Below are 13222 nucleotides of genomic sequence, written 5' to 3' on the forward strand. Positions count from 1 at the left end.
TTTTAACTGAGGCCTTGCACTAGCAAGGTCTTTTCTTTGTCTGATCCCCTTAAAATTTAAGGAGGAAAAGTCATGAATCCCACATGTAAGAAACGTTTGGGTGCCATTCGTTTGGAAACCATGAAGGTGGTTGCACAGGAGGAAATCGCGCCAGCAATCTTTGAATTAGTCCTAGAGGGGGAAATGGTTGAAGCCATGCGAGCAGGCCAATTTCTTCATCTGCGTGTGCCTGATGATGCCCATCTCTTGCGTCGCCCTATTTCAATTTCGTCTATTGATAAGATTAACAAGCAGTGTCACCTCATTTATCGGATTGAAGGTGCTGGTACAGCTATTTTTTCAACCTTAAGTCAGGGAGATACTCTTGATGTGATGGGACCTCAGGGGAATGGCTTTGACTTGTCTGATCTTGATGAGCAGAGTCAGGTTCTCCTTGTTGGTGGGGGGATTGGTGTTCCGCCCTTGCTTGAGGTGGCCAAGGAATTGCATGCGCGTGGAGTAAAAGTAGTGACTGTTCTTGGTTTTGCGACTAAGGATGCTGTTATTTTAGAGACGGAATTAGCTCAATATGGTCAAGTCTTTGTAACGACAGATGATGGTTCTTATGGTATCAAGGGAAATGTGTCAGTTGTTATCAAGGATTTAGACAATCAATTTGATGCTGTTTACTCATGTGGGGCACCTGGAATGATGAAGTATATCAATCAAACCTTCTATAACCATCCAAGAGCCTATCTATCTTTGGAATCTCGTATGGCTTGTGGGATGGGTGCCTGCTATGCCTGCGTCCTAAAAGTGCCAGAAAGCGAGACGGTCAGCCAACGTGTCTGTGAAGATGGCCCTGTTTTCCGCACAGGAACAGTTGTATTATAAGGAGAAAATTATGACTACAAATCGTTTACAAGTTTCTCTACCAGGCTTGGATTTGAAAAATCCGATTATTCCAGCATCAGGTTGTTTTGGCTTTGGACAAGAGTATGCTAAGTACTATGATTTAGACCTTTTAGGTTCTATTATGATCAAGGCGACAACCCTTGAACCACGCTTTGGCAATCCAACTCCAAGGGTGGCAGAGACACCTGCTGGTATGCTCAATGCAATTGGCTTGCAAAATCCTGGTTTGGAAGTTGTTTTGGCTGAAAAGTTACCTTGGCTGGAAAGAGAATATCCAAATCTTCCTATTATTGCCAATGTGGCTGGTTTTTCAAAACAAGAGTATGCGGCCGTTTCTAGTGGTATTTCCAAGGCAGCTAATGTAAAGGCTATCGAGCTCAATATTTCTTGTCCCAATGTTGACCACTGTAATCACGGACTTTTGATTGGTCAAGATCCAGATTTAGCTTATGATGTGGTGAAAGCAGCTGTAGAAGCGTCTGATGTGCCAGTTTATGTCAAATTAACCCCGAGTGTGACCGATATCGTTACTGTCGCAAAAGCTGCAGAAGATGCGGGGGCATGTGGATTAACCATGATCAATACTCTAGTTGGAATGCGCTTTGACCTCAAAACTAGAAAACCAATATTGGCCAATGGAACAGGTGGAATGTCTGGTCCAGCAGTTTTTCCAGTAGCCCTCAAACTCATCCGCCAAGTCGCCCAAACAACAGACCTGCCTATCATTGGAATGGGAGGAGTGGATTCGGCTGAAGCTGCCCTAGAAATGTATCTGGCTGGAGCATCTGCTATTGGAGTTGGAACAGCCAACTTTACCAATCCTTACGCCTGTCCTGACATCATCGAAAATTTACCAAAGGTTATGGATAAATATAGTATCAGCAGTCTAGAAAATCTTCGCAAGGAAGTAAAAGAGTCTCTGAGGTAAACTGCAATCAATCTGTTCTTGATTTTTTATGAGTTTGTAATGTTGATTATAGAGAATTTTGATATAATGAAATGAGTAAGAACAGAGGAAGAAGGTTAATGAAGAAAGTAAGATTTATTTTTTTAGCCCTGCTATTTTTCTTAGCTAGTCCAGAGGGTGTAATGGCCAGTGATGGTACTTGGCAAGGAAAACAATACCTGAAAGCAGATGGCAGTCAAGCATCCAATGAGTGGGTCTTTGATGCTCATTATCAATCTTGGTTTTATATAAAAGCAGATGCCAACTATGCTGAAAATGAATGGCTGAAACAAGGTGACGACTATTTTTACCTCAAATCTGGTGGCTATATGGCCAAGTCAGAATGGATAGAAGACAAGGGAGCATTCTATTATCTTGACCAAAATGGAAAGCTGAAAAGAAATGCTTGGGTAGGAACTTCCTATGTTGGTGCAACAGGTGCCAAGGTAATAGAAAATTGGGTCTATGATTCTCAATACGACGCTTGGTTTTATATCAAAGCAGATGGACAACACGCAGAGAAAGAATGGCTCCAAATTAAGGGCAAGGACTATTATTTCAAATCCGGTGGTTATTTACTGACAAGTCAGTGGATTGAACAGGCTTATGTGAGTGCTAGCGGTGCTAAAGTACAGCAAGGTTGGCTTTTTGACAAACAATACCAATCTTGGTTTTATATCAAAGAAAATGGAAATCATGCTGATAAAGAATGGATTTTCGAAAATGGTCACTATTATTATCTAAAATCCGGTGGCTATATGGCAGTTAATGAATGGATTTTGGATAAGGAGTCATGGTTTTATCTCAAGTCTGATGGCAAAATGGCTGAGAAAGAATGGGTATACGATTCTAAAAGTCAAGCCTGGTACTACTTCAAATCCGGTGGCTACATGGCAAAAAATGAGACTATTGATGGTCATCAGCTTGGAAGCGACGGTAAATGGCTTGGAGAAAAAGCTACAAATGAAAATGCTGCTTATTATCAAGTAGTACCTGTCACAGCAAATGTCTATAATGCAGATGGTGAAAAGCTCTCCTATATATCGCAAGGTAGTGTTGTTTGGCTAGATAAGGATAGAAAAAGTGATGACAAGCGCCTGGCTATTACTATTTCTGGTTTGTCAGGCTATATGAAAACAGAAGATTTACAAGCACTAGATGCTAGCAAGGATTTTATCCCTTATTATGAGAGTGATGGACATCGTTTTTATCACTATGTGGCTCAGAATGCTAGTATCCCAGTAGCTGCTCATCTTTCTTATATGGAAGTAGGCAAGAAATATTATTCGGCAGATGGCCTGCATTTTGATGGTTTTAAGCTTGAGAATCCCTTCCTTTTCAAAGACTTGACAGAGGTTACAAACTATAGTGCTGAAGACTTGGATAAGGTATTTAGTCTGCTAAATATTAATAATAGTCTCTTGGAGAACAAGGGAGCTACCTTTAAGGAAGCCGAAGAACATTACCATATCAATGCCCTTTACCTTCTTGCCCATAGTGCCTTAGAAAGCGACTGGGGACGTAGCAAGATTGCCAAAGATAAGAATAATTTCTTTGGAATTACAGCCTATGATACGACTCCTTACCTTTCTGCCAAGACATTTGATGATGTGGATAAGGGAATTTTAGGTGCAAGCAAGTGGATTAAGGAAAATTATATCGATAGGGGCAGAACTTTCCTTGGAAACAAGGCGTCTGGTATGAATGTTGAATATGCCTCAGACCCTTATTGGGGTGAAAAAATTGCTAGTGTGATGATGAAAATCAATGAGAAACTAGGTGGCAAAGATTAGTCCTATAATTGGATATGATTTGAGTGAATAGTAAGTTAAAAATCCTGATTTCAAGTAAAATCAGGATTTTTTCATGGATGCGATTTTTTCTGGATCTGGTGTGACACGGAGGGTCTTTTGCCCTGTGTAAGTGACAAAGCCGGGTTTTCCACCAGTTGGTTTGTTGAGTTTTTTGACTTCGATCATATCCACCTGCACCAGATTCGACAGGCGACCTTGAGAGAAGTAGGCGGCTAGTTCTGCCGCGTCTGTCTTGACTTCATCGGAAGGATCAAGATTGCCTGAGATGACAACGTGGCTTCCAGGGATATTCTTGGCATGGAACCAAAGTTCCTCCTTGCGGGCCATTTTAAAGGTTAACTCCTCGTTTTGTAGGTTGTTTCGGCCGACATAGATGATGGTTTTGCCATCGCTTGCTAGATATTGTTCTGGCTTTTTGCGTTTCTGGATTTTCTCCCGTTGTCTTCTGCGGATAAAGCCAGTTTGAATCAATTCTTCACGGATTTCAGTGATTTCTTCCAGTCCAGCTTGGTTAAGGACGGTTTCTACACTTTCCAGATAGAGAATGGTTGCCTTGGTTTCCTCAATCAGATCAGTCAAGTATTTGACAGCTTCTTTGAGTTTCTGATACCGTTTAAAATAGCGTTGGGCATTCTGGTTGGGAGTCAAGGCCTTATCAAGCGCAATCGTGATAGGTTGGTTGGTGTAGTAGTTGTCTAGGATAACCTGGTCTTGGTCGTTTGGCACTTGATGAAGGAAGGTTGTCAGCAATTCTCCTTTTTGACGAAATTCTTCAGCATTGTCTGTCGCCAGTAACTCTTTTTCTTGTTTTTTCAGCTTATGACGATTTTTTTGAAGTTCATTTTCAACACGACGAATGAGTTCACTAGCTTGCTGTTTGACGCGGTCGCGCTCAGCCTTATCCTTATAGTAGGTGTCCAACAAATCAGAAAGACTGGAAAAAGGCTCTCCCACCTGATTTGCAAAAGGAACTGGGCTGAAGGAAGTCTCAGTCAAGCATGGTTTGGTTTCTTGATTGAAAAAGTTTCGGAAAGTAGATAGTTTATCAATAATCAGAATGTTTTCCAATTCATTTGCCGTATCGCGTCCCAGACCTTGAAAGAGGCTTTGAAGGTTTTTAGCTGTCGTTTCCTGTGTTTGTAGGATTTCAAAGAGTTTCTCGTCCTTGATTGTAAAAGGATTGAGAGATTCCGTACTTGGCGGAGCGATGTAGGTCGACCCAGGAAGCAAGGTACGGTAGCTATTTTGTGAAAAACCAACATGTTTGATGACTTCGAGGATTTTGTGGCTACTTTTATCAACCAGTAGAATATTACTGTGTTTACCCATAATCTCAATAATCAAGGTAGCCTGGATATGGTCTCCAATCTCGTTTTTATTGGAAACTGTCATTTCCACAATACGGTCATTTTCCACTTGCTCAATCGACTCAATCAGGGCACCCTGCAAATATTTTCTCAAAACCATGATAAAGGTGGAAGGTTGAGCTGGATTTTCAAAAGTCGTTTGGGTCAGCTGAATGCGTCCAAAAACTGGATGGGCAGAAAGGAGCAGGCGATGACTTTGGCGATTGCTACGGATTTGCAAGACCAACTCTTGTTCAAAAGGTTGATTGATTTTCTGAATGCGACCGTTCACTAATTCTCTTCGCAATTCCTCAACCATGTGGTGTAAAAAAAATCCGTCAAATGACATCGTTCTCTCCTTGTGATTGTATTCCATAGTATTATATCAAAAAGGTAGAATAAAATCATGGAAATATGGTATAATAAAGCCAAGTAAAGAGAAACGAGAAGCACATGTATATTGAAATGGTAGATGAAACTGGTCAAGTTTCAAAAGAAATGTTGCAACAAACCCAAGAAATTTTGGAATTTGCAGCCCAAAAATTAGGAAAAGAAGACAAGGAGATGGCAGTCACTTTTGTGACCAATGAGCGTAGTCATGAACTTAATCTGGAGTACCGTGACACAGACCGTCCGACAGATGTCATCAGCCTTGAATATAAGCCAGAGTTGGAAATTGCCTTTGACGAAGAGGATTTACTTGAAAATCCAGAATTGGCAGAGATGATGTCTGAGTTTGATGCCTATATTGGGGAACTGTTCATCTCTATCGATAAGGCTCATGAGCAGGCTGAGGAATATGGCCACAGCTTTGAGCGTGAGATGGGCTTCTTGGCAGTGCACGGCTTTTTACATATCAACGGCTATGATCACTACACTCCGGAAGAAGAAGCGGAGATGTTCGGTTTACAAGAAGAAATTTTGACAGCCTATGGACTCACAAGACAATAAACGAAAATGGAAAAATCGTGACCTGATATCCAGTTTAGAATTTGCTTTGACAGGTATTTTTACTGCTATCAAGGAAGAACGCAATATGCGAAAACATGCAGTGACGGCTCTAGTGGTCATCCTTGCAGGTTTTATTTTTCAGGTGTCACGAATCGAATGGCTCTTTCTCCTATTGAGCATTTTCTTGGTAGTAGCCTTTGAAATTATCAATTCTGCTATTGAAAATGTGGTGGATTTGGCCAGTCACTATCACTTTTCCATGCTGGCTAAAAATGCCAAGGATATGGCGGCTGGCGCGGTATTAGTGGTCTCTCTTTTCGCGGCCTTAACAGGCGCATTGATTTTTCTCCCACGAATCTGGGATTTATTATTTTAAACAGTAAGAGGAAATTATGACTTTTAAATCAGGCTTTGTAGCCATTTTAGGACGTCCCAACGTTGGGAAGTCAACTTTTTTGAATCACGTTATGGGGCAAAAAATCGCCATCATGAGTGACAAGGCGCAGACAACGCGCAACAAAATCATGGGAATTTACACGACTGATAAGGAACAAATCGTCTTTATCGATACGCCAGGGATTCACAAGCCTAAAACAGCTCTCGGAGATTTCATGGTTGAGTCTGCCTACAGTACCCTTCGCGAAGTGGACACCGTTCTTTTCATGGTACCTGCGGATGAGGCGCGTGGTAAGGGCGACGACATGATTATCGAGCGTCTTAAGGCTGCTAAGATTCCTGTTATTCTGGTGGTGAACAAGATTGATAAGGTCCACCCAGACCAGCTTTTGTCTCAGATTGATGACTTCCGTAATCAAATGGACTTTAAGGAAATCATTCCAATCTCAGCTCTTCAAGGGAATAACGTCTCTCGTCTAGTGGATATTTTGAGTGAAAATCTGGACGAAGGTTTCCAATATTTTCCGTCTGATCAAATCACAGATCATCCAGAACGATTCTTGGTTTCTGAAATGGTTCGCGAGAAAGTCTTGCACCTAACTCGTGAAGAAATTCCGCATTCTGTTGCAGTAGTAGTGGATTCTATGAAACGAGATGAAGAGACAGACAAGGTTCACATCCGTGCAACCATCATGGTCGAGCGTGATAGTCAAAAAGGGATTATCATCGGTAAAGGTGGTGTTATGCTTAAGAAAATTGGTAGTATGGCCCGTCGTGATATCGAACTCATGCTAGGAGACAAGGTCTTCCTAGAAACTTGGGTCAAGGTCAAGAAAAACTGGCGTGATAAAAAGCTAGATTTGGCTGACTTTGGCTATAATGAAAAAGAATACTAAGTAGAGGTGGGCTCATGCCTGCTTCTTGTTTTTACAGAAGGAGGACTTATGCCTGAATTACCTGAGGTTGAAACCGTTCGTCGTGGCTTGGAAAAATTGATTTTGGGTAAGAAGATTTCGAGTGTAGAAATTCGTTATCCCAAGATGATTAAGATGGATTTGGACGAGTTTCGAAAGGAAGTGTCTGGTCAAGTTGTTGAGTCAATGGGACGTCGTGGTAAATATTTGCTTTTTTATCTGACAGACAAGGTCTTGATTTCGCATCTGCGGATGGAGGGCAAGTATTTTTACTATCCAGACCAAGTACCTGAACGCAAGCATGCCCATGTTTTCTTTCAGTTTGAGGACGGTGGAACGCTTGTTTATGAGGATGTACGCAAGTTTGGTACTATGGAACTCTTGTCTCCTGACCTTTTGGACACCTATTTTATTTCTAAAAAAATAGGTCCTGAACCAAGCGAGCAAGACTTTGATGTGCAGGTCTTTCAAGCTGCTCTAACTAAATCTAAAAAGCCTATCAAATCCCATCTTTTAGACCAGACTTTGGTAGCTGGACTTGGCAATATCTATGTGGATGAGGTTCTCTGGCGAGCTCAGGTTCATCCGGCTAGACCTTCCCAGACTTTGACAGCAGTAGAAGTGACAGCTATTCATGACCAGACCATTGCTGTATTAGGACAGGCTGTTGAAAAAGGTGGTTCCACCATTCGGACCTATACCAATGCCTTTGGGGAAGATGGAACCATGCAGGATTTTCATCAGGTCTATGACAAGGCTGGTCAAGAATGTTCACGTTGTGCCACCATCATTGAGAAAATCCAACTAGGCGGACGAGGCACCCACTTTTGTCCAAACTGTCAAAGGAGAGACTGATGGGAAAAATCATTGGAATCACAGGAGGAATTGCCTCTGGTAAGTCAACCGTGACAAATTTTCTAAGAAAGCAAGGCTTTCAAGTAGTGGATGCCGACGCAGTCGTTCACCAACTACAGAAACCTGGTGGTCGTCTGTTTCAGGCTCTAGTCCAGCACTTTGGGCAAGAAATCATCCTTGAAAACGGAGAACTTAATCGCCCTCTCCTAGCTAGTCTTATCTTTTCAAATCCTGAAGAACGAGAATGGTCTAAGCAAATCCAAGGAGAGATTATCCGTGAGGAACTAGCTACATTAAGAGACCAATTGGCTCAGACAGAAGAGATTTTTTTCATGGATATTCCCCTGCTTTTTGAGCAGGACTACAGCGCTTGGTTTGATGAGACATGGTTGGTCTATGTGGAACGAGATGTCCAAGTAGAACGCTTAATGAAAAGGGACCAGTTGTCCAAAGATGAAGCTGAGTCTCGTCTGGCAGCCCAGTGGCCTTTAGAGAAAAAGAAAGATTTGGCCAGCCATGTTTTAAACAACAATGGAAATCAAGACCAGCTTCTTACTCAGGTGTTCTCCCTGCTTGAGGGAGGTAAGCAAGATGACAGAGATTAACTGGAAGGATAATCTGCGCATTGCCTGGTTTGGTAATTTTCTGACAGGAGCCAGTATTTCCTTAGTTGTGCCTTTTATGCCCATCTTTGTGGAAAATCTAGGTGTAGGGAGTGATCAAGCTGCTTTTTATGCAGGATTAGCTATTTCTGTCTCTGCCATTTCTGCAGCACTTTTCTCTCCTATCTGGGGCATTCTTGCTGACAAATACGGTCGAAAGCCCATGATGATTCGAGCTGGGCTTGCCATGACCATTACTATGGGAGGCTTAGCCTTTGTACCAAATATCTATTGGTTAATCTTTCTTCGTTTACTGAATGGTGTATTTGCGGGTTTTGTTCCCAATGCAACAGCCCTGATAGCCAGTCAGGTTCCCAAGGAGAAATCAGGCTCTGCCTTAGGTACTTTGTCTACAGGCGTAGTTGCAGGTACTCTAACGGGTCCCTTTATCGGTGGCTTTATTGCAGAATTATTTGGCATTCGTACTGTCTTTTTACTGGTTGGTAGCTTTCTATTTTTAGCTGCTGTTTTGACTATTTGCTTTATCAAGGAAGATTTTCAACCAGTAGCCAAGGAAAAGGTCATCCCAACCAAGGAATTATTTACATCAGTTAAATATCCCTATCTTTTGGTCAACCTCTTTCTGACCAGTTTTGTCATCCAATTTTCAGCTCAATCGATTGGCCCTATTTTGGCTCTTTATGTACGCGACTTAGGGCAGACAGAGAATCTTCTTTTTGTCTCTGGTTTGATTGTATCCAGTATGGGCTTTTCCAGTATGATGAGTGCAGGAGTCATGGGCAAGCTAGGTGACAAGGTGGGCAACCATCGCCTCTTAGTTGTAGCCCAGTTTTATTCAGTCATCATCTATCTCCTCTGTGCCAATGCCTCTAGCCCTCTTCAACTAGGACTTTATCGTTTCCTCTTTGGATTGGGAACCGGTGCCTTGATTCCCGGAGTCAATGCCCTTCTCAGCAAGATGACTCCCAAAGCCGGTATTTCAAGGGTCTTTGCCTTCAATCAGGTATTCTTTTATCTGGGAGGTGTCGTTGGGCCTATGGCAGGTTCTGCAGTAGCAGGTCAATTTGGCTACCATGCTGTCTTTTATGCGACAAGCCTTTGTGTTGCCTTTAGTTGTCTCTTTAACCTGCTTCAATTTCGAACATTATTAAAAGTAAAGGAAATCTAGTGCGAGTAAAAATCAATCTCAAATGCTCCTCTTGTGGCAGTATCAATTACCTAACCAGTAAAAATTCAAAAACCCATCCAGACAAGATTGAGGTTTTAAAGTATTGTCCCAAGGAAAGAAAAGTAACCCTACATCTTGAATCTAAGTAGATTTTATGGTAAAATAATAGGGATTTTAAGGAGTTTGATATGTATAACCTATTATTAACCATTTTATTAGTATTATCTGTTGTGATTGTGATTGCGATTTTCATGCAACCAACCAAAAACCAATCCAGCAATGTATTTGATGCCAGCTCAGGTGATTTGTTTGAACGCAGTAAAGCACGCGGTTTTGAAGCTGTAATGCAGCGTTTGACAGGGATTTTAGTCTTTTTCTGGCTAGCCATTGCCTTAGCATTGACGGTATTATCAAGTAGATAAGAAAATAATGGGCAGGACTAGGTCTTTGCCTATTTTTATTTCTAAATGATATTTGAGAAGGTTTTACAGTAAAAGAAAATTAAAAAATCTAGAAAGAAAATATGAAAGACAGAATAAAAGAATATTTACAAGATAAGGGAAAGGTAACTGTCAATGACTTGGCTCAGGCTTTGGGAAAAGACGGTTCCAAGGATTTTCGTGAGTTGATTAAAACCTTGTCCTTAATGGAAAGAAAGCACCAGATACGCTTTGAAGAAGATGGAAGTCTGACCTTGGAAGTCAAGAAAAAACATGAGATTACTCTCAAGGGGATTTTTCATGCTCATAAAAATGGCTTTGGCTTTGTTAGTCTGGAAGGCGAGGAGGACGACCTTTTTGTAGGAAAAAACGATGTCAACTATGCTATTGATGGTGATACCGTTGAGGTCGTCATCAAGAAAGTCGCTGACCGCAATAAGGGAACAGCAGCGGAAGCAAAAATTATCGATATCTTAGAACACAGTCTGACAACCGTAGTCGGTCAAATCGTTCTGGATCAGGAAAAGCCTAAGTATGCTGGCTACATCCGTTCGAAAAACCAGAAAATCAGCCAACCCATCTATGTTAAGAAACCAGCCCTTAAACTCGAGGGAACCGAAGTTCTCAAGGTCTTTATCGATAAATACCCAAGCAAGAAACACGATTTCTTTGTCGCGAGTGTTCTAGATGTGGTGGGGTATTCAACGGATGTCGGAATTGATGTTCTTGAGGTTTTGGAGTCTATGGACATTGTATCCGAGTTTCCAGAAGCTGTTATCAAGGAAGCAGAAAGTGTGCCTGATGCTCCGTCTCAAAAGGATATGGAAGGCCGTCTGGATTTGAGAGATGAGATTACCTTTACCATTGACGGTGCGGATGCCAAGGATTTGGACGATGCCGTGCATATCAAAGCATTGAAAAATGGAAATCTGGAGCTTGGAGTTCACATAGCAGATGTTTCCTACTATGTGACTGAGGGTTCGGCTCTTGATAAGGAAGCCCTTAATCGCGCGACTTCTGTCTATGTGACAGACCGTGTGGTCCCAATGCTTCCAGAACGACTGTCAAATGGTATCTGCTCCCTCAATCCTCAAGTTGACCGCCTGACCCAGTCTGCCATTATGGAGATTGATAAACATGGTCGTGTGGTCAACTATACCATTACACAAACAGTTATCAAGACCAGTTTCCGTATGACTTATAGCGATGTCAATGATATCCTAGCTGGCGACGAGGAAAAGCGACAAGAATATCAGAAAATTGTTCTTAGTATCGAACTCATGGCCAAACTTCATGAAACTTTAGAAAACATGCGTGTGAAACGTGGAGCCCTCAATTTCGATACCAATGAAGCCAAGATTTTAGTGGATAAACAAGGTAAGCCTGTTGATATCGTTCTTCGTCAGCGTGGTGTTGCCGAGCGGATGATTGAGTCTTTTATGTTGATGGCCAACGAAACAGTTGCCGAGCATTTCAGCAAGTTGGATTTGCCTTTTATCTATCGGATTCACGAGGAGCCTAAGGCTGAAAAGGTTCAGAAGTTTATTGATTATGCTTCGAGTTTTGGCTTGCGCATTTATGGGACTGCCAGTGAGATTAGCCAGGAGGCTCTCCAAGACATCATGCGTGCTGTTGAGGGAGAACTTTATGCAGATGTCTTGTCCATGATGCTTCTTCGATCCATGCAGCAGGCTCGCTATTCAGAGCACAATCACGGTCACTATGGATTAGCGGCTGATTATTATACTCACTTTACTAGTCCGATTCGTCGTTATCCGGACCTCCTTGTTCACCGTATGATTCGGGACTACGGCCGTTCTAAGGAAATAGCCGAGCATTTTGAACAAGTAATTCCAGAGATTGCGACCCAGTCTTCCAACCGTGAGCGTCGTGCTATTGAGGCTGAGCGTGAAGTCGAAGCCATGAAAAAGGCTGAGTACATGGAAGAATACGTGGGCGAAGAGTACGATGCGGTTGTGTCTAGCATCGTTAAATTCGGTCTCTTTGTTGAATTGCCAAACACAGTTGAAGGCTTGATTCACATCACTAATCTACCTGAATTTTATCATTTCAATGAGCGTGATTTGACTCTTCGTGGAGAGAAATCAGGTATTACCTTCCGTGTAGGACAACAGATTCGTATTCGAGTTGAAAGAGCGGATAAGATGACTGGTGAAATTGACTTCTCTTATATTCCAAGTGAGTTTGATGTGATTGAAAAAGGCTTGAAACAGTCTAATCGTAATGATAGAGGGCGTGGTTCAAGTCGTCGTTCAGATAAGAAGGAAGATAAGAGAAAATCAGGACGCTCAAATGATAAGCGCAAGCATTCACAAAAAGACAAGAAGAAAAAAGGAAAGAAACCCTTTTACAAGGAAGTAGCTAAGAAAGGAGCCAAGCATGGCAAAGGGCGAGGGAAAGGTCGTCGCACAAAATAAAAAGGCGCGCCACGACTATACAATCGTAGATACGCTAGAGGCAGGGATGGTCCTGACTGGAACTGAAATCAAGAGTGTACGAGCAGCTCGAATCAATCTCAAGGATGGCTTTGCCCAAGTAAAAAATGGGGAGGTATGGCTGAGCAATGTTCATATCGCTCCTTACGAAGAGGGCAATATCTGGAACCAAGAACCAGAACGTCGTCGAAAACTCTTACTCCATAAAAAGCAAATTCAAAAATTGGAACAAGAGACTAAAGGAACAGGAATGACCCTGGTTCCCCTTAAAGTCTATATCAAAGATGGCTATGCCAAGCTCCTTTTAGGCCTAGCTAAAGGGAAGCATGACTACGATAAACGGGAGTCTATCAAACGACGTGAGCAAAACCGCGACATCGCGCGTGTTATGAAAGCTGTTAATCAGCGATAAAAAGAGG

14 protein-coding genes are annotated in these 13222 nt (G+C 42.1%); 13 read left to right on the plus strand and 1 reads right to left on the minus strand.

Annotation, left to right across the window (positions count from 1 at the left end):
* The first annotated feature begins 72 nt into the window (after nucleotides 1-72).
* The 3 genes from STYK_RS04700 to STYK_RS04710 all read left to right on the plus strand — a co-directional run bounded on the left by STYK_RS04700 (nucleotide 73) and on the right by STYK_RS04710 (nucleotide 3633).
* Nucleotides 73-873, plus strand: a complete 801-nt coding sequence (locus STYK_RS04700; protein ID WP_261100085.1) for a dihydroorotate dehydrogenase electron transfer subunit — start codon at nucleotides 73-75, stop codon at nucleotides 871-873.
* On the plus strand, nucleotides 836-1822 hold the full coding sequence (locus STYK_RS04705; protein ID WP_261100086.1) for a dihydroorotate dehydrogenase: 987 nt from the start codon (nucleotides 836-838) through the stop codon (nucleotides 1820-1822). Before STYK_RS04700 ends, STYK_RS04705 begins: the two co-directional genes overlap by 38 nt.
* 98 nt (nucleotides 1823-1920) lie before the next feature.
* Nucleotides 1921-3633, plus strand: coding sequence for a glucosaminidase domain-containing protein (locus STYK_RS04710; protein WP_315972285.1), 1713 nt, complete (start codon nucleotides 1921-1923; stop codon nucleotides 3631-3633).
* Nucleotides 3634-3693: 60 nt separating this feature from the next.
* On the opposite strand, the gene pavA is transcribed toward STYK_RS04710, so the two are convergent.
* On the minus strand, nucleotides 3694-5349 hold the full coding sequence (gene pavA / locus STYK_RS04715) for an Rqc2 family fibronectin-binding protein PavA (protein ID WP_261805328.1): 1656 nt from the start codon (nucleotides 5347-5349) through the stop codon (nucleotides 3694-3696).
* 104 nt (nucleotides 5350-5453) lie between these two features.
* On the opposite strand from pavA, the gene ybeY reads away from it, so the two are divergent.
* From ybeY to smpB, 10 genes are all read left to right on the plus strand, one after another.
* Nucleotides 5454-5951 (plus strand): rRNA maturation RNase YbeY, encoded by a 498-nt coding sequence (gene ybeY / locus STYK_RS04720; protein ID WP_000275156.1) that lies wholly within the window; start codon nucleotides 5454-5456, stop codon nucleotides 5949-5951.
* Entirely contained in the window at nucleotides 5932-6327 is a 396-nt protein-coding gene (locus STYK_RS04725; protein WP_045611476.1) for a diacylglycerol kinase family protein, read from the plus strand. Before ybeY ends, STYK_RS04725 begins: the two co-directional genes overlap by 20 nt.
* A gap of 16 nt (nucleotides 6328-6343) precedes the next feature.
* The gene (gene era, locus STYK_RS04730) at nucleotides 6344-7243 is read left to right on the plus strand and encodes a GTPase Era (protein WP_164226018.1); all 900 of its coding nucleotides are present in this window, start codon (nucleotides 6344-6346) and stop codon (nucleotides 7241-7243) included.
* A gap of 48 nt (nucleotides 7244-7291) precedes the next feature.
* Entirely contained in the window at nucleotides 7292-8116 is an 825-nt protein-coding gene (gene mutM / locus STYK_RS04735; protein WP_164226019.1) for a DNA-formamidopyrimidine glycosylase, read from the plus strand.
* A complete protein-coding gene (coaE, locus tag STYK_RS04740) occupies nucleotides 8116-8721 on the plus strand; it encodes a dephospho-CoA kinase (protein WP_261805329.1) in 606 nt (201 codons plus the stop codon). The genes mutM and coaE overlap by 1 nt, the downstream gene beginning before the upstream one ends.
* Nucleotides 8708-9907: a multidrug efflux MFS transporter PmrA gene (locus STYK_RS04745; RefSeq protein ID WP_049488727.1), complete on the plus strand. Its 1200-nt coding sequence runs from the start codon at nucleotides 8708-8710 to the stop codon at nucleotides 9905-9907. Before coaE ends, STYK_RS04745 begins: the two co-directional genes overlap by 14 nt.
* A complete protein-coding gene (gene rpmG, locus STYK_RS04750; RefSeq protein WP_001809104.1) occupies nucleotides 9907-10056 on the plus strand; it encodes a 50S ribosomal protein L33 in 150 nt (49 codons plus the stop codon). The genes STYK_RS04745 and rpmG overlap by 1 nt, the downstream gene beginning before the upstream one ends.
* A 39-nt stretch (nucleotides 10057-10095) precedes the next feature.
* Nucleotides 10096-10329: a preprotein translocase subunit SecG gene (gene secG / locus STYK_RS04755; RefSeq protein ID WP_000282517.1), complete on the plus strand. Its 234-nt coding sequence runs from the start codon at nucleotides 10096-10098 to the stop codon at nucleotides 10327-10329.
* A 101-nt stretch (nucleotides 10330-10430) separates the two neighbouring features.
* Complete coding sequence (rnr, locus tag STYK_RS04760) at nucleotides 10431-12785, plus strand: ribonuclease R (RefSeq protein WP_261805330.1); 2355 nt, start codon at nucleotides 10431-10433, stop codon at nucleotides 12783-12785.
* Nucleotides 12748-13215, plus strand: a complete 468-nt coding sequence (gene smpB, locus STYK_RS04765) for an SsrA-binding protein SmpB (protein ID WP_001051750.1) — start codon at nucleotides 12748-12750, stop codon at nucleotides 13213-13215. The genes rnr and smpB overlap by 38 nt, the downstream gene beginning before the upstream one ends.
* The last annotated feature ends 7 nt before the right edge of the window (nucleotides 13216-13222 follow it).

Source organism: Streptococcus toyakuensis (genome assembly GCF_024346585.1).
In the GTDB taxonomy this organism is placed as follows: Bacteria; Bacillota; Bacilli; order Lactobacillales; family Streptococcaceae; genus Streptococcus; species Streptococcus toyakuensis.